This is a genomic window from Catenuloplanes niger (assembly GCF_031458255.1).
Classification (GTDB): domain Bacteria; phylum Actinomycetota; class Actinomycetes; order Mycobacteriales; family Micromonosporaceae; genus Catenuloplanes; species Catenuloplanes niger.
In genome coordinates, this window is record NZ_JAVDYC010000001.1 from 6876357 (window position 1) to 6894006 (window position 17650).

The 17650-nt window shown below is 74.5% G+C and carries 8 protein-coding genes; 4 read left to right on the forward strand and 4 right to left on the reverse strand.

Annotated elements, in window-relative coordinates:
* Window positions 1-35 precede the first annotated feature (35 nt).
* Together J2S44_RS30460 and J2S44_RS30465 are read left to right on the forward strand one after the other, a co-directional pair.
* A complete protein-coding gene (locus tag J2S44_RS30460; RefSeq protein ID WP_310420888.1) occupies window positions 36-10187 on the forward strand; it encodes a hypothetical protein in 10152 nt (3383 codons plus the stop codon).
* Between the two features lie 14 nt (window positions 10188-10201).
* Window positions 10202-12223 (forward strand): hypothetical protein, encoded by a 2022-nt coding sequence (locus J2S44_RS30465; RefSeq protein ID WP_310420889.1) that lies wholly within the window; start codon window positions 10202-10204, stop codon window positions 12221-12223.
* On the opposite strand, the gene J2S44_RS30470 is transcribed toward J2S44_RS30465, so the two are convergent.
* Window positions 12224-14203, reverse strand: a complete 1980-nt coding sequence (locus tag J2S44_RS30470) for an amino acid permease (RefSeq protein WP_310430000.1) — start codon at window positions 14201-14203, stop codon at window positions 12224-12226.
* Window positions 14204-14297: 94 nt separating this feature from the next.
* Here J2S44_RS30470 and J2S44_RS30475 point away from each other — a divergent pair, with 94 nt between their 5' ends.
* Window positions 14298-15251, forward strand: a complete 954-nt coding sequence (locus J2S44_RS30475) for an alpha/beta hydrolase (protein WP_310420891.1) — start codon at window positions 14298-14300, stop codon at window positions 15249-15251.
* A 65-nt stretch (window positions 15252-15316) separates the two neighbouring features.
* Here J2S44_RS30475 and J2S44_RS30480 read toward each other — a convergent pair whose 3' ends face one another.
* From J2S44_RS30480 to J2S44_RS30490, 3 genes are all read right to left on the reverse strand, one after another.
* Window positions 15317-15781 (reverse strand): hypothetical protein, encoded by a 465-nt coding sequence (locus tag J2S44_RS30480; RefSeq protein WP_310420893.1) that lies wholly within the window; start codon window positions 15779-15781, stop codon window positions 15317-15319.
* Between the two features lie 88 nt (window positions 15782-15869).
* Window positions 15870-16595, reverse strand: a complete 726-nt coding sequence (locus J2S44_RS30485; protein ID WP_310420895.1) for a VOC family protein — start codon at window positions 16593-16595, stop codon at window positions 15870-15872.
* 39 nt (window positions 16596-16634) lie between these two features.
* Window positions 16635-16892 carry a hypothetical protein gene (locus tag J2S44_RS30490; RefSeq protein WP_310420897.1) on the reverse strand — a complete coding sequence of 86 codons (258 nt, stop codon included), beginning with the start codon at window positions 16890-16892 and terminating at the stop codon, window positions 16635-16637.
* A gap of 115 nt (window positions 16893-17007) precedes the next feature.
* On the opposite strand from J2S44_RS30490, the gene J2S44_RS30495 reads away from it, so the two are divergent.
* Window positions 17008-17244, forward strand: coding sequence for a hypothetical protein (locus tag J2S44_RS30495; RefSeq protein ID WP_310420900.1), 237 nt, complete (start codon window positions 17008-17010; stop codon window positions 17242-17244).
* Window positions 17245-17650 lie beyond the last annotated feature (406 nt).

Below are 17650 nucleotides of genomic sequence, written 5' to 3' on the forward strand. Positions count from 1 at the left end.
GATCCGTACGCCTCGCAGCACAGTTGGGAGACGGCATGTCCGGAACCGGCACACTTGATGCTTTCGCGGCGCTGTGTCCGGACGGGCGGCTGATCCCGATCGACAACGGCGTCTACTTCCACCCCTACCCGATGGGTACGCCGGTCGACCTGCTCGAGCTGCAGCGCGCCATGAACGTGGGCACGCGGGCCGGCGGGCCGGCGTTCTTCATGGACCCGCGCGGGCTGAGCGACGTGGCCGCGCTGGAGACCGTCCAGCGGGTGACCCGGGACCTGCTCGGCGACCTCGGTGCCGGCGCGCGGATCACCACGGTCTCGGCCGGCGGCGCGGAGCGGACCTGGCTGACCGCCGCGGACCTGGTCGGCGTGCCGATCACGGTGCTGGACGCGCCGGCCGCGCAGACGTCGGCGCGCCTGGTCCGCGACGGCGACCTGCTGCACGTGCTGCCGAAGGGACTGGCCGCGATGCGCGCGGTGCTGTCCACCGCCGCGGAGCTGGCCAGGGACCGGCGCACCCCGCTCTGGACCCGGCTGGAGCGGCTGGCCGAGCGGGTGGCCGAGGCCCGCGAGGAGCACCGGGTGCCGCGTTCCGGCTCGGTCTCCGGTGCCGCGATGTGGCAGGCCGGATATCAGCTCGCGGCCGGGCTGGTGCTCGGCGCGCCCCCCGGGACGAACCTCGCGGCGCTGGCCGGAGCGGTGCAGCCGATCTCCGAGGCGGCGCTGCTCGGCCTGTTCGGCGGCGAGCCCCGCACGCCCGGGTCGCTGACCGGGGCGCCGCTGGATGCGCCCGCGCTGGTGCACGTGCCGGGTCCGGACGGCGGTCCGGGCACGGTGCGCTGGCTGGTGCCGCGCGACGGTGCACTGTGGTGGGTCGACCTCGCGGCCGACCCGGCGGACGCGTTCCGCCGGTTCGACCCGGCCGACGCGGCCAACCCGCCGGCCGGCACCACGGTCCGGGTGCTGAGCCCGGCACCGGCGACGCCCGCGACGTCCGTGCTGGACACCCCGACCAGCCTGGTGGACGCGCTGATCGACGCGCCGCTCGGCCGGGCCGCCGCCGGGGCCCTGCAACCGACCCGGCCCGCGCCCCGGCCGGACACCACCGGCGTCACGCCCGGCGCGGAGGGCCCGGAGGAACTGGTCCGGGCGCAGGTCGAGGCGGTCGGCGACGCGTTGCGGAACGGCGCCCCCGAGCAGCAGTTCGCCGCGCTCGACGAGCTGCTGACCCACCGGCTGCCACCGATCCGGGACCGGTTCGAGACGGCCCGGGCCGGCCACGACGCCACCGTACGGTCGGCCGGCACCGCGATCGACGCGCACGACGCCCGGATCGCCGAGCTGGACACCCGGATCCCGGCCGAGGAGGCGCGCGTCGCCGCCGCGGACACCGCGTTCACCACGGCGCGGGACGCCCGGGTCGCGGCGGAGCAGGCACGGGCCGCGCTGACCGCCCAGATCGAGGCCGCGCGGGTGACGCGTGGCCGGGCCTTCGAGGCGTTGTCCCGGGCCACGCCGGCCGACCACGCGGAGCTGAGCCGGGCCTCCGTCGCGGCGAGCCGGTACGTGGACCACCTCGCCCGGCAGGCCGTCGCCGGCGACGCGGACGTCGTCCGGCGGCGCGCGGCCGAGGAGGCGGCCCGGGTGCGCGCCGCGGACCTCCGGGCCGGCGTCGCCACGCTGCGCGCGGAGCACGGCCGGATCCCCGCGCTGCGCGCCGAGGAGGTGCGGCGCCGGACGGACGCGGCCGCGGCCCGGGACACCGCGGCCGCGAACCGGGACCTGCTCGACGTGCACCTCGCCCACCTGCGGGACGTCGCCGCGGACTGGGCCCGGCTCGAACTCGGCGACGCGCGCCGGCTGGACGACCGGATGGCGGCGGTCGAGGCGGACGGTTCCGCGCTGCGGCAGGCCCACCGCGACGCGTCGGCCGAGATCGACGTGATCGCGGCGCGCGGTGCCGCGATCACCGTCGAGGACGTCGGCCGGCTCGCCTACCTGCACCACCTGGCCGGGGTACGGGCGGCCGCGCGCGCCGGCCACGCCGAGACCGCCGACGAGCTGGCGGAGGCGTACGGCGGCTACCTGGGCACGCTGACCCGCTACTCCGGCGCGCCGGCGGTGGACGGCGAGGCCGATCGGCTGGCCGGCCGGCAGTTGACGCTGGCGCTCTGGACCACGCTCGCGGACCGCTTCGACGCCGCGCAGCCCGCGGCGGAGACGGCACGCACGGAGGCGATGAACCTCGCCCGGAGCGAGATCGAGGGCGCGCGCCGCACCGGACGGTCACCGGACCTGGCCGGGCTGATCACCCGCCTGATGGACCCGGACGGCCGGCTGCCCGGCGAGTCGTGGCACGCCGCGTCCGAGACGGCCGGCGGGCTCCGGCGCACGCTCTCCGCGACCGCCGGCGACGTGGCCACGCTGCGCGCCCGGATCGAGGCCGCGACCGCGCCGTCCGCGCCCTGGTTCCTGCGGGAGCGGAACATGCTCGGCGACAGTCACCTCCGCGAGATCGCGGCGCTCGACCCGGCCGACGTGCGGACGCTCACCGCACAGGTCCGGCCGTCCGTGGGCGACTCCGCGCGGCCGTGGCGGGCCGACGGCGCGGACATCGAGTCCTGGCTGACCGAGACGCTCGGCTCGCGGAAGGCCGAGGACTGGGAGAAGCTGATCGACGGCGGCGGCGTGACCGGCGAGTTCAACGGCAAGCACGTCCGGGTCGCCGTCACTCTGGTCAACGAGCGCTTCCGCCGGGCCCGCCCGGTCCGTCCGGGCCGGACCGGTCAGGACGTGGAGCTGCAGCTGCGGTTCGGCGAGAAGTCCTACAGCCGGTCGCGCGGCGGCTCCCGCTCCTGGAACCTGCCGCTCGGCCTGATCACCGTGCTGGCCGTCGCGGACGAGGTGCTGCAGGGCGTGGTCGGCCCGGTGCTGCGGTTGTTCACCGGCGGCTCGCGGCGCTGGGCCGAGGTGGCCGGCGGCCGGGCCAACTCGGAGAACTTCGCGTTCACCGGTGACTGGGCGATGAACGAGTACGACTGGGACGCCCGGGTGATCGTGCAGGTCGACGGCCAGCCGGTCGCCGCGCACGACCTCGGCCGGCACGTGATGGCCCTGTCGCCGCAGCTGGTCTCCACGCACCGGGACGCGGTGGACCCGATGACCGTGGGCGAGGCGACGCGGGTGCGGAACCCGCACGCGCTGCTCGCCCAGGACTACGTGGTCACCGCGGCCGACTTCGACGACCCGCTCGTCGAGCTCGGCAACCGGCTGCGCAGCGACCCGGCGTTCAAGCTCGACGCCACCCAGTCCGCGCGGGTGGTCGACAAGATCCGGCAGGACTTCCTCAACCCGCGGGCGGTCAAACAGCAGAACCAGTGGTGGACCGCGGACGCCGGGGTGTCGCCGCACATCTCGATGGGGCTCGGTAGGGGCCGGCACCTCGAGGGGCACCTGCGGACCGGCGGCAAGCTGATCGACCTGCGCCGGATCGTCGAGACGCCGGACGCGATGATCCGTAACGACGCGGGCGGCACCACCAGCCGGGCGGCCGGGCGCGGCGGCGGCTCCGTGGTGGGCGGCCGGCTCGGCGCCGAGTTCCCGCTCAGCATCGGCGACCACCTGGTGCTGCCCCGGCTGGACGTCCTCACGCTCAAGATGAACCGGGACGTGGACCGCTCCGCCAGCATCGAGTCGTCCGCGGCGTACCTGCTGGTCCGCGGCGACAAGCTGATCCGGTACGCGGCCACGGTCGCCGCCGAGATGACGCTGGACTCCAACCGCGGCCAGCTCACCGTGCGGCACCCCACGGTCATCGAGCTGGCCGTGCCCGCGAAGTACGCGGCCGCGTTCGAGGAGCAGCTGATGGCGAACCCGCTGCTGCGCGACGCGGTGGTGCTGCCGGAGGGCACGCTGACGCTCACCGGGAAGGGCACCAAGCGGATCAGGCCGTTCCCGCGCGGCGGCGTCACCTCGCCGGCCGAGCTGCGGAGGCTCACGGCGACCCACCGGATCGAGGTCATGCTGCCCGAGGGCCGGAACCTGGACGGGACCTGGCAGTGGGCGGCGGGCGCGGGCGTGCCCGTCTCCCGGCCCGGTGACGCCTACCAGAGCGTGAACGACGTGCCGGACATCCGCTACCAGGTGGACCCGGCGAACGCGGACCGGATCCTGGGCGCCACCGTCTTCACCCGCTCCGCCGATCCGGCGCACCCGGAGCCGGTCTCGGCCGAGTACGTGCCGAACCCGGCGTACGCGCCCGGCGGCCCGGCCGGGCGCGCGGCGGCGGGCGCGGACCCGTGGGGTGCGCACGGCGTCCGGGACGCGGTCGACCTGTTCGCGCTGGCCCGGAAGGGACCGATCGAGCTGGCCGTCCGCGGCCGGGCCGCCGCGCCCGTGTTCGCCGACCTCACCGAGGGCCTGCGGAGCCTGTCCGTGCTGGCCGGCCGGGTGCGGCTGCGCGGCGACGGTGACCCGGTGACGCCCGGCGGGCCCGCGTTCCGCTACCTGGTCGACGACCGCGGCCTGGTGCTCGGCGCGATCCCGCTGGGCGCCGGCGGGCCCGGCACGCTGGTGCCGAACCCGGCGCTGTACCTGCCGGCGCAGCAGCTCACCACCGTACCGGCGGACGACGCCCTGGCATCGGTGCGGAACTTCCTGGACGGGCTGGACGTGCCCGAGTACGCGCAGGTCCAGCTGGCCGACGGGGTGCCACCGGCGATCGTCGCGGCGCTGTCCGCGCACCCGCGGGTGGAGGTGATCGACCACGACGGCACCCGGCTGGCCGGGCAGACGCTGCCGGCCGCGGTACGGGAGGGCCGGACACCGGCCGGGATCCGGCGGCACGTCGTGTCCACGGACGGCTGGGTGAACGGCGACCTGAAGCCGCTGGACGGGCCGACCCGGGAACCGTGGGCGATGGCCGCCCGGACCGGCCTGGGTCCCGGCGTGATGAAGGAGATGCCGGGCGCGGAACTGATCTTCGGGGACGCGCTGCGGCTGCTCCAGCACCAGATGAAGAAGGTCGGCCGGACACTGAAGCGGGAGAACCGCACCAAGCGGTTCGCGGAGCTGGCCGCGAAGCTCGGCGTGCCCGGGCTGCGCGGGTTCCAGCGGTCCATCTTCGACGGCGGGATCTCCGACTCGTACACGATCGGCGATCTGACGTTCCGGGTGAACCTGACCGGCTCGCTGGGCGACCTCCGCGAGATCCGCACCGTGCCGGACTACCTGCTCGACACGAAGCGCACCGGCCGGTCCGGGCTCACCGTCCGGGAACTGCTCGGGTACCAGATCGGCGCGCGCGTGGACGGCTCCGGCCGGGCCAGCATCAAGGACTTCTTCGGCCTGCGGGTCCGGGTCGTCGACCTCCAGGCCGCGTTCGACCGCGAGTACGCGAACCTGGTCGGCCTGACCCAGGCCGGCGCGCGGCGGCGCAAGGTCCGCGGCACGCTCACCGAGTTCGACTACGACGTGCGGTACCAGCTGACCGTGTCGGTGACGGACAAGAAGGGCAAGGTGCTCACCGACGTCAGCACCCGCACGTACGGCGGCGAGGGGTTCCATGCCCCGGTCCGGGTCGCGGAGGAGGACCTCGCGCCCGCGCCCGGCTCCGCGTACAGCCAGGAACCGCTGCCCGGCGAGCGGGCCCCGGTCAGCCGGCTGACCGCGGACGAGTCGCGCGCGGCCCGCTCCTGGCTGGCCGGCGGCGAACCGGACGGCTACCTGTCCACCGTGGACGGCAACACCGAGGGCATGTACGTCTGGCTGAACCAGGTCGGTGCGCTGGCGGAGTCGGTGCAGGCGTTCATCGACGCGGTCGACGACGTGCCCCGGGACACGTCCGCGACCACCGCCCTGCTGCGCGACCTCACCCCCGGCGGAAGCCGGCTGTCGATGGAGAGCGGCGTCGCGGACGGCATCCGGCCCGACTACCTGGAGCCGCGGGCCAGCGACCTGATGACCCGCCTGGGCATCGTGGTGCCGCTCAGCCGGGGCCGGGACGGCGCGGTCCGCCAGCTCCGGGTCCGCCTGCTGCCGGCGAACGCGCGGTTCACCCGGCCCACCGACGGCGCCACCAACCGCGACTACCAGGACTCCGGCGTGCAGAGCGGCGGCAGTGAGGGCAACGCGTTCGGCGCGACGGCCACGGCCGGCGTCGGTGGCATCTTCCAGTGGGGGCCCGGCGCCGCCGCGGTGCCGGACGACGGCGACGGCGCCAAGGGCAGCAGCTACGTGCCCGGCATCGAGCCGGGACCGGGCCAGCAGGTGCCCGCGGCGAGCCGGGGCGCCGACCACGTCAACCTCGGGCTCGACGCCGCCGCGTCCGGCCGCTGGGGGGTGACCACGTCCGCGCTGGACGGCGGCACCTCCACCACCCGCGCCGGGTACGAGGGCCGCTCCTACAACCACTCGGCGGACGCGATCTACCTGATCACCTACGAGCGCTGGTCGCGCGGCGGGAAACTCACCAGGCACGAGCACGACCTGCGCGTCGCGCACGGGCTGGACGCGTCCACGCCGCACGTGACCGCGAAGGAGCTGGGACTGCCGATCCCGGCCGCGGACGAGCGGGTGATGCCGGACAAGACGGCCGAGCTGATGCCGATCCACAAGGAGCTGGCGTTCGCCGCTTCCCCGGTGGAGAAACTGACCGCGTTCCGGACCAGGAACGGTACCGAGCGGCAGGACGTCCTCGCCGTGGTCAAGGACCGCCTCCGCCGGATGGACGTGGCGATCGACGACCCGACGCTCTCGCTGGCCGTGGAGAACCTCTTCCGGACCAGCGCGATCAAGGCGCACTACCGGGCCATCCGCCGGGACGGCCTGGAGGCGCTGATCACGTTCAACCGTGCGATGGGCGGCGTCAAGCGGATCGGCATCCGGCTCACCGCGGAGGACGGGCCGCTCAGTTACCGGCGGCCGCGCCCGGACGTGAAGGGCACGATCAGCAAGGGCGGCCTCGACCAGCAGGGCCGGTCCAGGACGGTGGACCGGGGCATCAAGGTGGGGCCGGCCGGCGACGCGCGGTTCGGTCCCGGCGAGGCGCGGATTGCGATCGGCGCCGGCGCGGAGGCGGAGTGGGGCCGGACCACCGCGGAGAACCGCACCACGTCCGACCAGCCGTACCTGCGCGTGTCGCCGACCAACCCGGACAGCCAGGAGTTCGGCGCGCACACCGTGCTCAAGCTGGAGTTCTTCGAGGCCTCCGACCTGCCGCAGGCGATCGAGTCGGTGATCGCGCTGGGGTCGGCCACGGTCAAGATGTTCGACACCGTCTCGGACGGCTGGCTGCGCACGCTGCTCCAGGACACGGTGACCGGGACGCGGAAGCCGAAGCACACCGAGACGGTGCCGGGCCGGTTGCGGCTGATCACGCCGAGCCACCTGACCCAGGAGCGGCCGGCCTTCGAGAACGTGCCGCACCTGCGCAGCGAGCTGCCGGAGACGGTCGCGGACATCCGGCCGGCCAGTGTGGAGGTGTTCAACCGCAACCCACCGGCGGACGGGCCGGCCGACCTCCGGGCCGACCTGGCCACGACCGCCCGGCTGGCCCAGCACGTGCAGGGGCTGGAGATCTTCGGCTTCGACCGGTTCACGAACTGGCTGCCGACCACCCGCATGCCCGGTGCGGAACGCTACGACACCGGCAAGACGCCGCCGCGGGTGCCCGGCTACGCGTCGCTGTCCACCGCGCTCACCTCCGTGAAGGCGGCACTGAACAGCACGAACGTCACCACGAACATCACCCGGCTGCTGACCGGCAGCTACACCATCAAGGGCGAGGGCGCGGACGAGTTCACGGTCCGGGCCGTGCTGCGCGGCGCCACCTGGCTGTCCCGCGGCGACTACCGCGCGACGAACATGCCGATCAAGGTGTCGTCGCGGGCACAGCAGAACAACGAGCGGTCCGGCCTGAACATCCGGCCGGTCGAGGTGGAGGCGGGCCCGCGGGAGGGCGACCAGAAGCTGATCGCCGGCACCGGGCCGGCCGTCGGCGTGGGCCGCAGCGGCGGGGCCTCGAGCGGGGCCGGTGACGTGGCGATCACCTACGAGAAGAAGGCCGGCGACTACGACTACTTCTGGTTCGACCTGACGCTGATCGGCACGTCGGCCAACGGCCGGGCCTGGGTGCGCAGCGACGTCCCGCACGGGCTGATCGCGCGCATCCCGTCGGAGAAGGCCGCCGAGGTCTTCGGCCCGCGGCCCACGCTCGGGATCATCGACCAGGCACTGGTCCAGGCGATCGCGGACGACGCGCCGCCGGCCTTCGTCGCGGACCGGCGGTTCATGGCCGAACGGCTGGCCGGCAACCGGCCGGCCGCGCCGAACCTGATCCGGCGGGCGGAGCTGGACGCGGCCGTGCAGCGGCTGCGCGACTGGATCGCGGCGACCGAGATGCCGGCGCCGGTCCCCGGCGCGCCACGGCCCGCGGTGACGCCGGAGGACTGCGTGATCCGCGCGTTCGGCGCGTTCATCGCGGTGCACCGCCGCACCGCCAACGGCACCACCGACACCGACCGCGTCGGGCACGGCGCGGCCGAGGACCTGGCCACCTCGCTGCGCGGCGACTTCGCCCGGCTGACCGACCCGGACATGCTCTGGCAGTACGCGGTGAGCCGGCCCGGCAGCATGATCGCGGTCCGGGTGCCGCCGCCGTCCGGGGGCATGTCGCACCTGTTCTGGGTGATGTCGATCGGCGGCGGCCGGATGATGTGGGTGGACGGCCAGCGGCACGGCGCCGCCGGCCGGACCGCGTCGATCGGTACGCCGCTGGACAACCTGCGCGGGCTGGTCACCGACCAGCACGCGCAGATGTTCCGGAAGAACGGCACCGAGGTGCTGATGCTCGACGAGCGCGGCCGGGCGGTCGACCTGCGGGCCGCGCTGCCCGGCGCGCTGACCAACCGGGCCTCCGGCGACCGGGTGGGCCGGCGCGCGTCCGGCGAGTTGCCGCAGCAGCGCGTCGTACCGTCGCTGGATCTCGCGGCCGTCCCGGTCCCGAAGATCAAGCCACCGGTCCCGCCGGTCCGGCAGGCCGCTCCCGCGGTCGTCGCCCCGGACCGGGAGATCATGCCGGTCGGTGACGTCGGGACGGCATCCGCCCGGAGGCTGCTGGAGACGATCACCACGGTGGCGCGCGGTGTCGCCGGCCCGCCGCTGCGGGTGGTCAACCTGGACGGTCCGGCGGAGACCGCGCTGGAGGCCGTCCGGCGGCTCGACGAGACGCTGCGCAACGACGCGTGGCGCGGTGTCGCGCCGATCGTGGTCGCGAACATGGGCACCGGCCCGGTCGAGCGCGCGTTCGCACTCGTCCGCCGTGCACGGGGCGTGGTCACCGTGCAGGAGACGATGGCCGGCTACGACCGGGTCTGGCAGCTGCTCGGACCGGGCGCGATGCAGGCGGACACCATGGTGGCCGAGCCGACCGTGCGGCTGTTCTCGACGGCCGGCGAGCTGGTCCGCCCGGCCCAGGGCATGCTCACGCCGGAGCTGGCCGAGTGGATCAGCGCGCCGGACTGGGCCGCGACCGAGGCGTACCACCGGGAGCGGGTGTCGGCGCTGCACACGCCGGCCGTCGTGGCCGAGCTGCGCCGGGTGATCGCGGAGAACCCGGCCGACCGCCGCCTGCCCGGCCTGCTGCTCGCGCTGGAGACCGGGCGGCGGGCCGGCGGCGTCCCGGACACCCGGCTGACGCCGCGCGCGGTCTCGTTCCTGGAGTCGGAGCCGGCCTACGCCGGGGGCCCGGTGCCGCCCACGTTCGTCTACGACTACCTGGCGGGTGCCGGGCGTGGCCGCCGTGATCGCTTCACCATGGACGGTCTGCTCTTCCAGCTCATGCTGGCCGGGCAGCTGAGCCCGGACGAGACGCTGTCGCTCGCGCGCACCGGCGCGGCGAACCGGCTCGACCGGGCCAACGTGACCGTCTTCGAGATGGTGGCGGACCTGCTCGCGGTCGCGCCCGACCGGTTGCGCACCGACTCGGGCGCGGTCACCACGGAGTTCGTGGCCCGGGCCGGCCGGGTGGCCAGCACGCAGACCGGCGTGCGGCCGGAGGAGTGCCTCGACCCGGTCGACCGGACCGCCTGGGTCGGCCGGCTGGACGGGCTCCGCGACGGCCTTCGGGCCCGCGGTGACACGTCGCGCGCGGAGATCCTCGACGCCATCACCTACGCACTGTCGAACTGCTGAACCGGGGGAGAACCGTGGAGCTACCGCTCACCATCAAGAACTCGGAAGCGATCTGCATCGACCACATGTTGCCGACCGCGACCGGTGCCCACCTGCACACCGAGTCGATCTCCACCCGGAACCGGGACACCCGGCTGCGGGGGATCATGAACCTGCCGGCGATGGACCGGTTCGCCTACCTGACGTTCGGCAAGGAGATCTCGGACGCGCTGGGCGACGCCACCGCGCTGGGCGCCGACCGGGCGCGCGCCGTGCTGCGCCAGTTCCTGGAGGGTGTCCCGATCGAGTCCGCGGACCGGTACGTGGTGCGCCTCGACCCGGACGGGCTGTCCCTGGCCGACGTCGCGGCCCGCGCCGACCGGATCGGCCTGCCGGTCGAGGTGGCCCGGGCCGGGCTGCGCGCCGGCCCGCCGGTGGACCCGCACCGGCTGCTCGGCGTGGACGGCGGCATGCGGCCGGCCCCGGTCGACGGTGCGGAGTTCGTGCGCGTGATGCCGTCCCGGCACCGCGCGGCGGACGCCTACGCGGACGTTCCGCCGGAGATGCGCGACCTGGCGCTGCGCACGCCGTACCCGTGGGCGCGGATGATCTTCGGCGCGGACGGCGTGCGGCTCGGCGTGCCCGCGCCGCTGGTCCGGCACGCGTACGCGGACACGCTGCGGCGCCTGCCCCGGCCGCTGCGGCCCGCGGACGTCACCGGCGCACCGGCCCGGGACCTCGCCGGGTACGGCGACCTGCTCGCCGCGATGGCGGCGCCCGGCACGCGCGCGTTCGTCACCGTCACCGCGCCGTCCGGGGGTACGCGGACCGTGCTCGCGCTGCACGACGAGCACGGCGTGTCCGTGGTGGACCCCGGCACCGGCGACGCCGCGCTGCTGCCGGCCGCGCCGGACCGGATCGCGTTCACCCCGGCCGAGGGCGCCGCGGACCTGGCGTCCTGGCTGGACGAGATCCGGGCCGCCGGACCGGCCGCGCCCGCCCGGCCGATCCACCGCACACCCGCCATCCACGCGCTGCCGATCGTCGGCACCGGCCGCAGCGTCGACGTGGTCGGCGCGCCCGGCGCGCTGAGCGAGCGGTTCCGGTCCGAGATCGCGGCCGCGGCCGAGGGCGTCGACGCGCCGGTGGTGGTCGTCGCCACGGACCGGAGGTTGCGCGGGCCGTCCACCCGGCAGCTCGCCAACCTCGAGTGGCTGCTGTTCCAGCACCGGCAGAACCAGCTCGCCGGCGGCGACGCGCCGATCGTGGTGATCCACGGCGACGCGCCGCCGGGCGTCACCGGCCTGCTCGGCGGGTACGACTTCGCGATGGTGCACCAGCCGCGCACCTCCGGCGGGCAGGGCCTGAACCTGGACAACCTGTGGTCGGCCCGGGACGCGGCCGGCAACACGGTCGCCGCGCCGGTCCGGACGATCACCTCCGACCTGCTGCGCAAGGCGGGTGCGGCGCGGCCCCCGGTCACCTCCGCCGGTCCGCCGGCCGACGAGCGGCTGATCACGTTCCTCACCACGCCGGTCAGCGACGTGAGCGCGATCCGGCAGGTGCTGGACGAGCACGGGTCCGCGCTGAAGACGCTGCTGCCGCAGATCGGCGCGCTCGACACGGTGCAGAAGGACCTGTTCGCGGCGTGGCAGGCGATCCTGCGCATCGAGCAGCGCGGCGACACCGCGCTGGCCGGCAGCGCGTTCGACTACCTCGGCGCGGGTGAGCAGCGGCAGCTGCGGGCGCTCGCGGTGGTGCCGTCGGTGCTGGAGAAGGACCCGGAGACGCGGGGCGGCGCGCTGACCGACCTGATCGACCTGACCCGGGGGACGCTCGACGACGGCGCCAGCCGGGCGATCCTGGACGCGATCCGGCGCGGCGTCGACGGAGCGCCGGACGAGGAGCTGAAGCACCTCATCTACCAGCACTCCGTCTACCTGCCCGAGCACGGCCGCACGGACTGGATCAGGCAGCTGCGCGAGCTGGCCGCGCAGCAGCCCGACCGGACCGCGCTGTTCGAGAAGATCGCGGTCTACGTGGAGACCTGTCCCTGATCAGCCGACGTGGATGCCGGGCCGGCGGGACGCGTCCTTCTCGGTCTGGCGGATGATCTCGCGGACCACCGGCGCGGTGTCGCCGCGCCCGAGCAGCAGGTAGCGCAGCAGGTGCACGACCGGGCTGCCCTCGGCCCACTCGAAGTAGCAGTGCGGGCGGACGCCGGTCGCGTCGCGCAGCGCGAGCAGCACGGCCGCGATCGCGTTCGGCGCGGCCGGGCTGCTGGTGCGCAGGATCCGGTACGGCCCGACCGCCACGCCGCGCACCCGCAGCACGCCGCTGAACGCGGACGGGTCGGCCACGTCAACCTCCAGGAACAGCACGTCGGCGCGGCCCGGGACCGGGTTCATGCCGCGCTGCTCGCCCTCCTTCTCCGCGTACTCCGCCACGTCGTCGTCCCGGTGGCGGTGCGCGATCAGGTTCAGCGCGCCGTCGTGCGTGATCGAGTCGGCGATGAACCGCCGGGCCACGTCGTCGAACTCGATCCGGTCCGCGCGCAGCTCCGTGGTGCGCGTCACCCGGGAGATCAGCGACACCACGATGATGCCGGCGATGAACAGCGCGGAGATCGCGATGCCGTCCGGCTTCGCGATGATGTTCTCCGCCATCGCGTACACCAGCACCAGCGTGAGCACGGTGAACCCGACGCTCGCCCAGCGCTTGCGGTGCCGGATCGCGAACACGGTGACCGCGACCGCGCCGGAGACCATCATCGCCAGGATGCCGGTCGCGTACGCGCCGGCCTGCGCGTTCACGTCCGCGCCGAACGCGATCGTCAGCACCACGCTGATCAGCGTGTAGACCAGCACCACCGGGCGGACTGCGCGCGACCACTCCGGCGCCATGCCGTAGCTCGGCAGGTAGCGCGGCACGATGTTGATCAGACCGGCCATCGCGGACGCGCCGGCGAACCACAAGATCAAGATCGTGCTGATGTCGTACGCCGTGCCGAACGCCTCGCCGAGCCGCTCGTGCGCCAGGTAGGCCAGCGCCCGGCCGTTCGCCGGCCCGCCCTCCTGGAAGGCCTCCGCCGGGATCAGCACGCTGGTCACGAAGCTGGTCGCGATCAGGTAGAAGCTCATGATCACGGCGGCAGCGGTGAGCAGCCGGCGCGTGTTGCGCACCCGGTCCTCCAGGCGCTGCCGCGCGTCCGCGCCTTTCGCCGCGACCAGCGGCATCATGCTCACGCCGGTCTCGAAGCCGGACAGGCCCAGCACCAGCAGCGGGAACGCGATGACCGCGGTGGTCAGCACGCCGAAGAAGCCGTCCTGCCCGGTGGTCAGCGCGGTCGTCCAGCCCTGGAGGGCGCCCGGCGTGGTGAACACGTCGGTCAGGCCCACGCCGACCACGACCAGGTTGAGCCCGAGGAACACCGCGACCAGCGGGATCGCGACGCCCACCGCCTCACTGAAGCCGAGCAGGAACACGCCGCCGAGGATCAGCAGCATCACCACGGTGATCAGCACGGCCTGTCCGTGGAACGCGCTCGGCAGGTACGGGTTCTCCAGCAGGTGCACGGACGCGTCCGCGGCGGAGAGCGTGATCGTGACGATCCACGACGTGGCCACGAAGCCGAGCAGGATCAGCACGAACAGCTTGCCCCACCAGAACGGCAGCAGATTCTCCAGCATCGCGACCGAGCCCTGGCCGTGCGGGCTCTCCCGGGCGACCCTGCGGTACATCGGCAGCATGCCGAGCAGCGTCAGCGCCACGATCAGCAGCGTGGCCAGCGGCGACAGCACGCCCGCGGCCAGCGCCGCGATGCCGGGCAGGTAGGCGAGCGTGGAGAAGTAGTCCACGCCGGTCAGGCACATCACCTTCCACCAGGCCTGCGGCCGCGCGTGCGACTCGGCTGTCTCCGGCCCGGCCGGCTGCACCCGGTCCTTCAGCAGCCACCGCCCCAGCGGCGTGCCCGGCGGTCGTTCCCGTGCCGGGCTGTCCACGTACGCCGGTATCGCCGGCTCCGGGCTGCCGCCCATGTTCTCCCCCTCGTTCGAGATCACCGCAGGGCACGGTACCCGCCCGTCGCCGCCCGTCAACGTGGTGTCGATGTTCGCGTGATCCACTGGGAGCATGCGACCTCCCTACGACGCCGCCGTCGAGGCGGTGCTCGCCGCCGCCGGCCTGGTCCACGACGCCCCGGTGCCGTCCACCGACTCGCTGATCGCGGGGCTGCGCGCCGGGAACCACGAGGACCTGAGCGTCTTCGACGTGGCGCGGCGGGACATCACCGTCGACGGCTACCGGGGCGCCCCGCTGACCGGCACCGTGTTCAGCCGGCCGGGCCACACCGGGTCCGGGCCGGGCCTGTTCGTGCTGCACGGCGGCGGGATGGTCGGCGGCACCCGGTTCACCGGCCTGTCGCTGATCCTGCCGCTGCTGGCCGCGCACGACCTGGTCGTGGTCTCGGTCGACTACCGGCTGGCACCGGAGCACCCGGATCCGTACCCGGTGGAGGACGCGTACGCGGCGCTGACCTGGACCGCGCGCAACGGCGGGGACCTGGGCATCGACCCGGGCCGGCTGGTCGTGGCCGGCCTCAGCTCCGGCGGCGCCCTGGCCGCCGCCGCCGCGCTGCTGGCCCGCGACCGCGGCGGCCCCGCGCTGCTCGGCCAGCTGCTGATCTGCCCGATGCTGGACGACCGGGACCGGACCGTGTCGGCGCGGCAGTTCGACCGCAGCGGCACCTGGACCCGGGCGCACAACCGGCTGGCCTGGTCCGCGCTGCTCGGCGCGCGGGCCGGCACGTTCGACGTCTCCGCCTACGCCGCGCCGGCCCGGGCCGCCGACCTGTCCGGGCTGCCGCCCGCGTTCGTCGACGTCGGGTCGGCCGACGTGCTGCGGGACGAGGCGGTGACGTACGCGAGCCGGATCTGGGCCGACGGCGGCGCGGCCGAGCTGCACGTCTGGCCCGGCGGCACGCACGCGTGGGACGCGCTGGTCCCGGACTCGCCGATGGCCCGCGCCGCGGCGGAGGCCCGGTCGCACTGGCTGGGACGGCTGATCGCCGCCCCGGCCCTGGTCTGAGGCGGCGGTCGCCCCCGGCTCTCGTCTGAGGCGGCGGTCGCCGCGGGTCCCCGTCGACCGGTAGATCAGTCGCCGCCCCCACCGTCGCCGCCCCCACCGTCGCCGCCCCCACCGTCGCCGCCCCCACCGTCGCCGCCCCCACCGTCGCCGCCCCCACCGTCACCGCCGTCGCCGCCGGACGACCACCGGCCGCGCCGGGAGAAGATGAGGAACAGGCCGGCGAGCACGAACAGCAGCGGTGTGCAGTAGAGGAGCAGCGTGGTGGTGTCGGTGAGCACGACGGCGGTGCCGCCGTCGACGCGCGCGGCCACCCGCTCGCCCGCCGCCAGCCCGTGACCGCGCACCTCACCGCGGACCTCGGCGCCGTCGCGCGTCCACGAGGCGGCGCAGACCCGCTCCGAATCGTTCGTGCCCGGACCGCACGGCTCGGCGACGGTCACCGTGCTCTCCGGGTGGAGATGCGCGGTCAGGTACGGCCAGCCGATCTGCGCGAACACGAAGACGCCGACGGCGCCGAAGGTCAGCCCCATCAGGATTCGGACGACGGCCGACAGAAGGTGCCCATAGGCCGCAGACTATCGGCAGTCGTCCACCTTTATCGAGCTATGTCGGGGTTCGTTACCCGGCCGTACCCGCGTGGAAGCGATTGCCCTCCGGGTCCTCCAGCAGCCAGCCGTCCTCGTCGGCGTCCGGCCCGGCGATCAGCCGCGCGCCATGCTTGATCAACTCCTTCGGCGTCTCGTCCCGCAGCGTCACGTGCCAGTGCATGTGCGGCCGGACCGGGCGCGGGTCCGGCACCGGATCGAACACCATGAAGTCCCACGGGAACTCGGGCGCGCCGGTCACCGACACCGCCTCGCCCTCCTGTTCGACCCGCCCGCCGAGCACCGTGCCCCACCACTTCGCGAGGTCGTGTGCCACCTGACACTTCACCACCAGCTCGAAGATCCCCGGCGGGCGGTCGTCGACCGCCGGGTACGCGCAGAACTGGTTGCCCTCCGGGTCGGCCAGCACGAACCACGGGTCGTCGCCCGGCTTCCGGAGCACGGTCGCGCCGGACTCGACGAGCGCGTCCGGCGTGTCACCGGCCAACCGCAGATCGAGGTGGACGCGGGCGCCGTCCGGTGACAGGTTCGGCACCTGCCGCAGCCGGAGGATCTCCGCGTCCGGGCGCTGCGGTATCCGGTCGATCCGAGCACGCCCCGGGCCCTCCTGCCGGAGCGTGCCGCCGCCGAGCGCGGCATGCCAGAAGGCGGCCTGCGCGTCCAGATCCCTGACGTCGAGGGACAGCCCGTCGAATCGCACCATCGGGTGTGTCGCCTTGATCAAATCTTCCTTTTTCATGGCCCGGGATTCCTCATCGGACACCCCGGTAAACGGGGTTCACGAAAGAGTCGACCGGGTGGGTGAATCGAGGCGGTCGAGGTACCACTCCTCGATCACCGGCCAGAGGTCGGCGTCATTGCGGTCGAGCGCCCGCGAGGCTCGCTCGCCGAGCCGCGCCGGCAGGTATTCCCACAGGTGGTTGCCGTCCGCGGCCTGCACCGAGCCCTTGGCCAGCAGCGGTTCGTACCGGGCGGTCCCGGCCGGCCCGGACACCGTGTAGACGCCGTTCTCGTATCGTCGCGCAAGATCCGTCATCGTCATTCTCCCTTCCGTCCCCGTCTGTCGTACCCGTGCGGGCGGCGCGCCGCACCACGCGCGCGGGGGATTGCGTCCCGGGTTTTGCCGCCCCCGGCGCGGGTAGCGATACGGCATGACGACAGACCCGCACTACACCGCCGCCGGACTGGCCGCCGCCCGCGCGGCCACGGACCGCGCGGAACTCGACGACATACCGGACGGCGGCGAGATCGTCGGCGCCGACGACGCCCGCGCCGACGCGATCCGCGCCGGTGCCGACGACTCCCTCCGCGGCGCCACCCGGGACATCGACCCCACCCCGGTCGGCCGCGCCGACGCCGAGGCCGACCGGCGCCGGGTGGGCGGCTGAGGCCGGACCACCACGCGTGGCCGTGGTCCGGGTGGGGCGCCCGGACCACGGCCTTTTCCGTGCGGCAAAGTTGAAACGGTTGCGCCGGTCATCGAGAGCGGTCAGGCCGAGTGCGCCCGCAACGTCAATGCGGCAACCGCGGCCGGGGCCGGCGAACGCCCTCCGGGCGCGACCGTGCTGGCCGCCTGGACCCTCGAGGCCGTCGCCCGCTTCCCGTTTCCCGTATCGGCCACCACGACGGCAACGCTCACACTTTCGCCATCAAGGGCTACGGCGACGACTTCCGTCCACTGTCGACGACAGTGGTTATTCCGGCTGCCGGGGGCGCGCCGGCCGGCCCGTGCGCGCACCGGTTCACCTGCGCGCCGGACGGCTCACCGAACACCGTCGCGCCCGCGTCCGGCGC

What these genes read in the sequence shown, in the direction of transcription:
- J2S44_RS30470 (WP_310430000.1), bottom strand. Translation starts at nt 14,203, where the DNA reads ATGGGCGGCAGCCCGGAGCCGGCGATACCGGCGTACGTGGACAGCCCG.
- J2S44_RS30495 (WP_310420900.1), top strand. Translation starts at nt 17,008, where the DNA reads ATGACGACAGACCCGCACTACACCGCCGCCGGACTGGCCGCCGCCCGC.
- J2S44_RS30460 (WP_310420888.1), top strand. Translation starts at nt 36, where the DNA reads ATGTCCGGAACCGGCACACTTGATGCTTTCGCGGCGCTGTGTCCGGAC.
- J2S44_RS30485 (WP_310420895.1), bottom strand. Translation starts at nt 16,595, where the DNA reads ATGAAAAAGGAAGATTTGATCAAGGCGACACACCCGATGGTGCGATTC.
- J2S44_RS30475 (WP_310420891.1), top strand. Translation starts at nt 14,298, where the DNA reads ATGCGACCTCCCTACGACGCCGCCGTCGAGGCGGTGCTCGCCGCCGCC.
- J2S44_RS30490 (WP_310420897.1), bottom strand. Translation starts at nt 16,892, where the DNA reads ATGACGGATCTTGCGCGACGATACGAGAACGGCGTCTACACGGTGTCC.
- J2S44_RS30480 (WP_310420893.1), bottom strand. Translation starts at nt 15,781, where the DNA reads ATGGGGCTGACCTTCGGCGCCGTCGGCGTCTTCGTGTTCGCGCAGATC.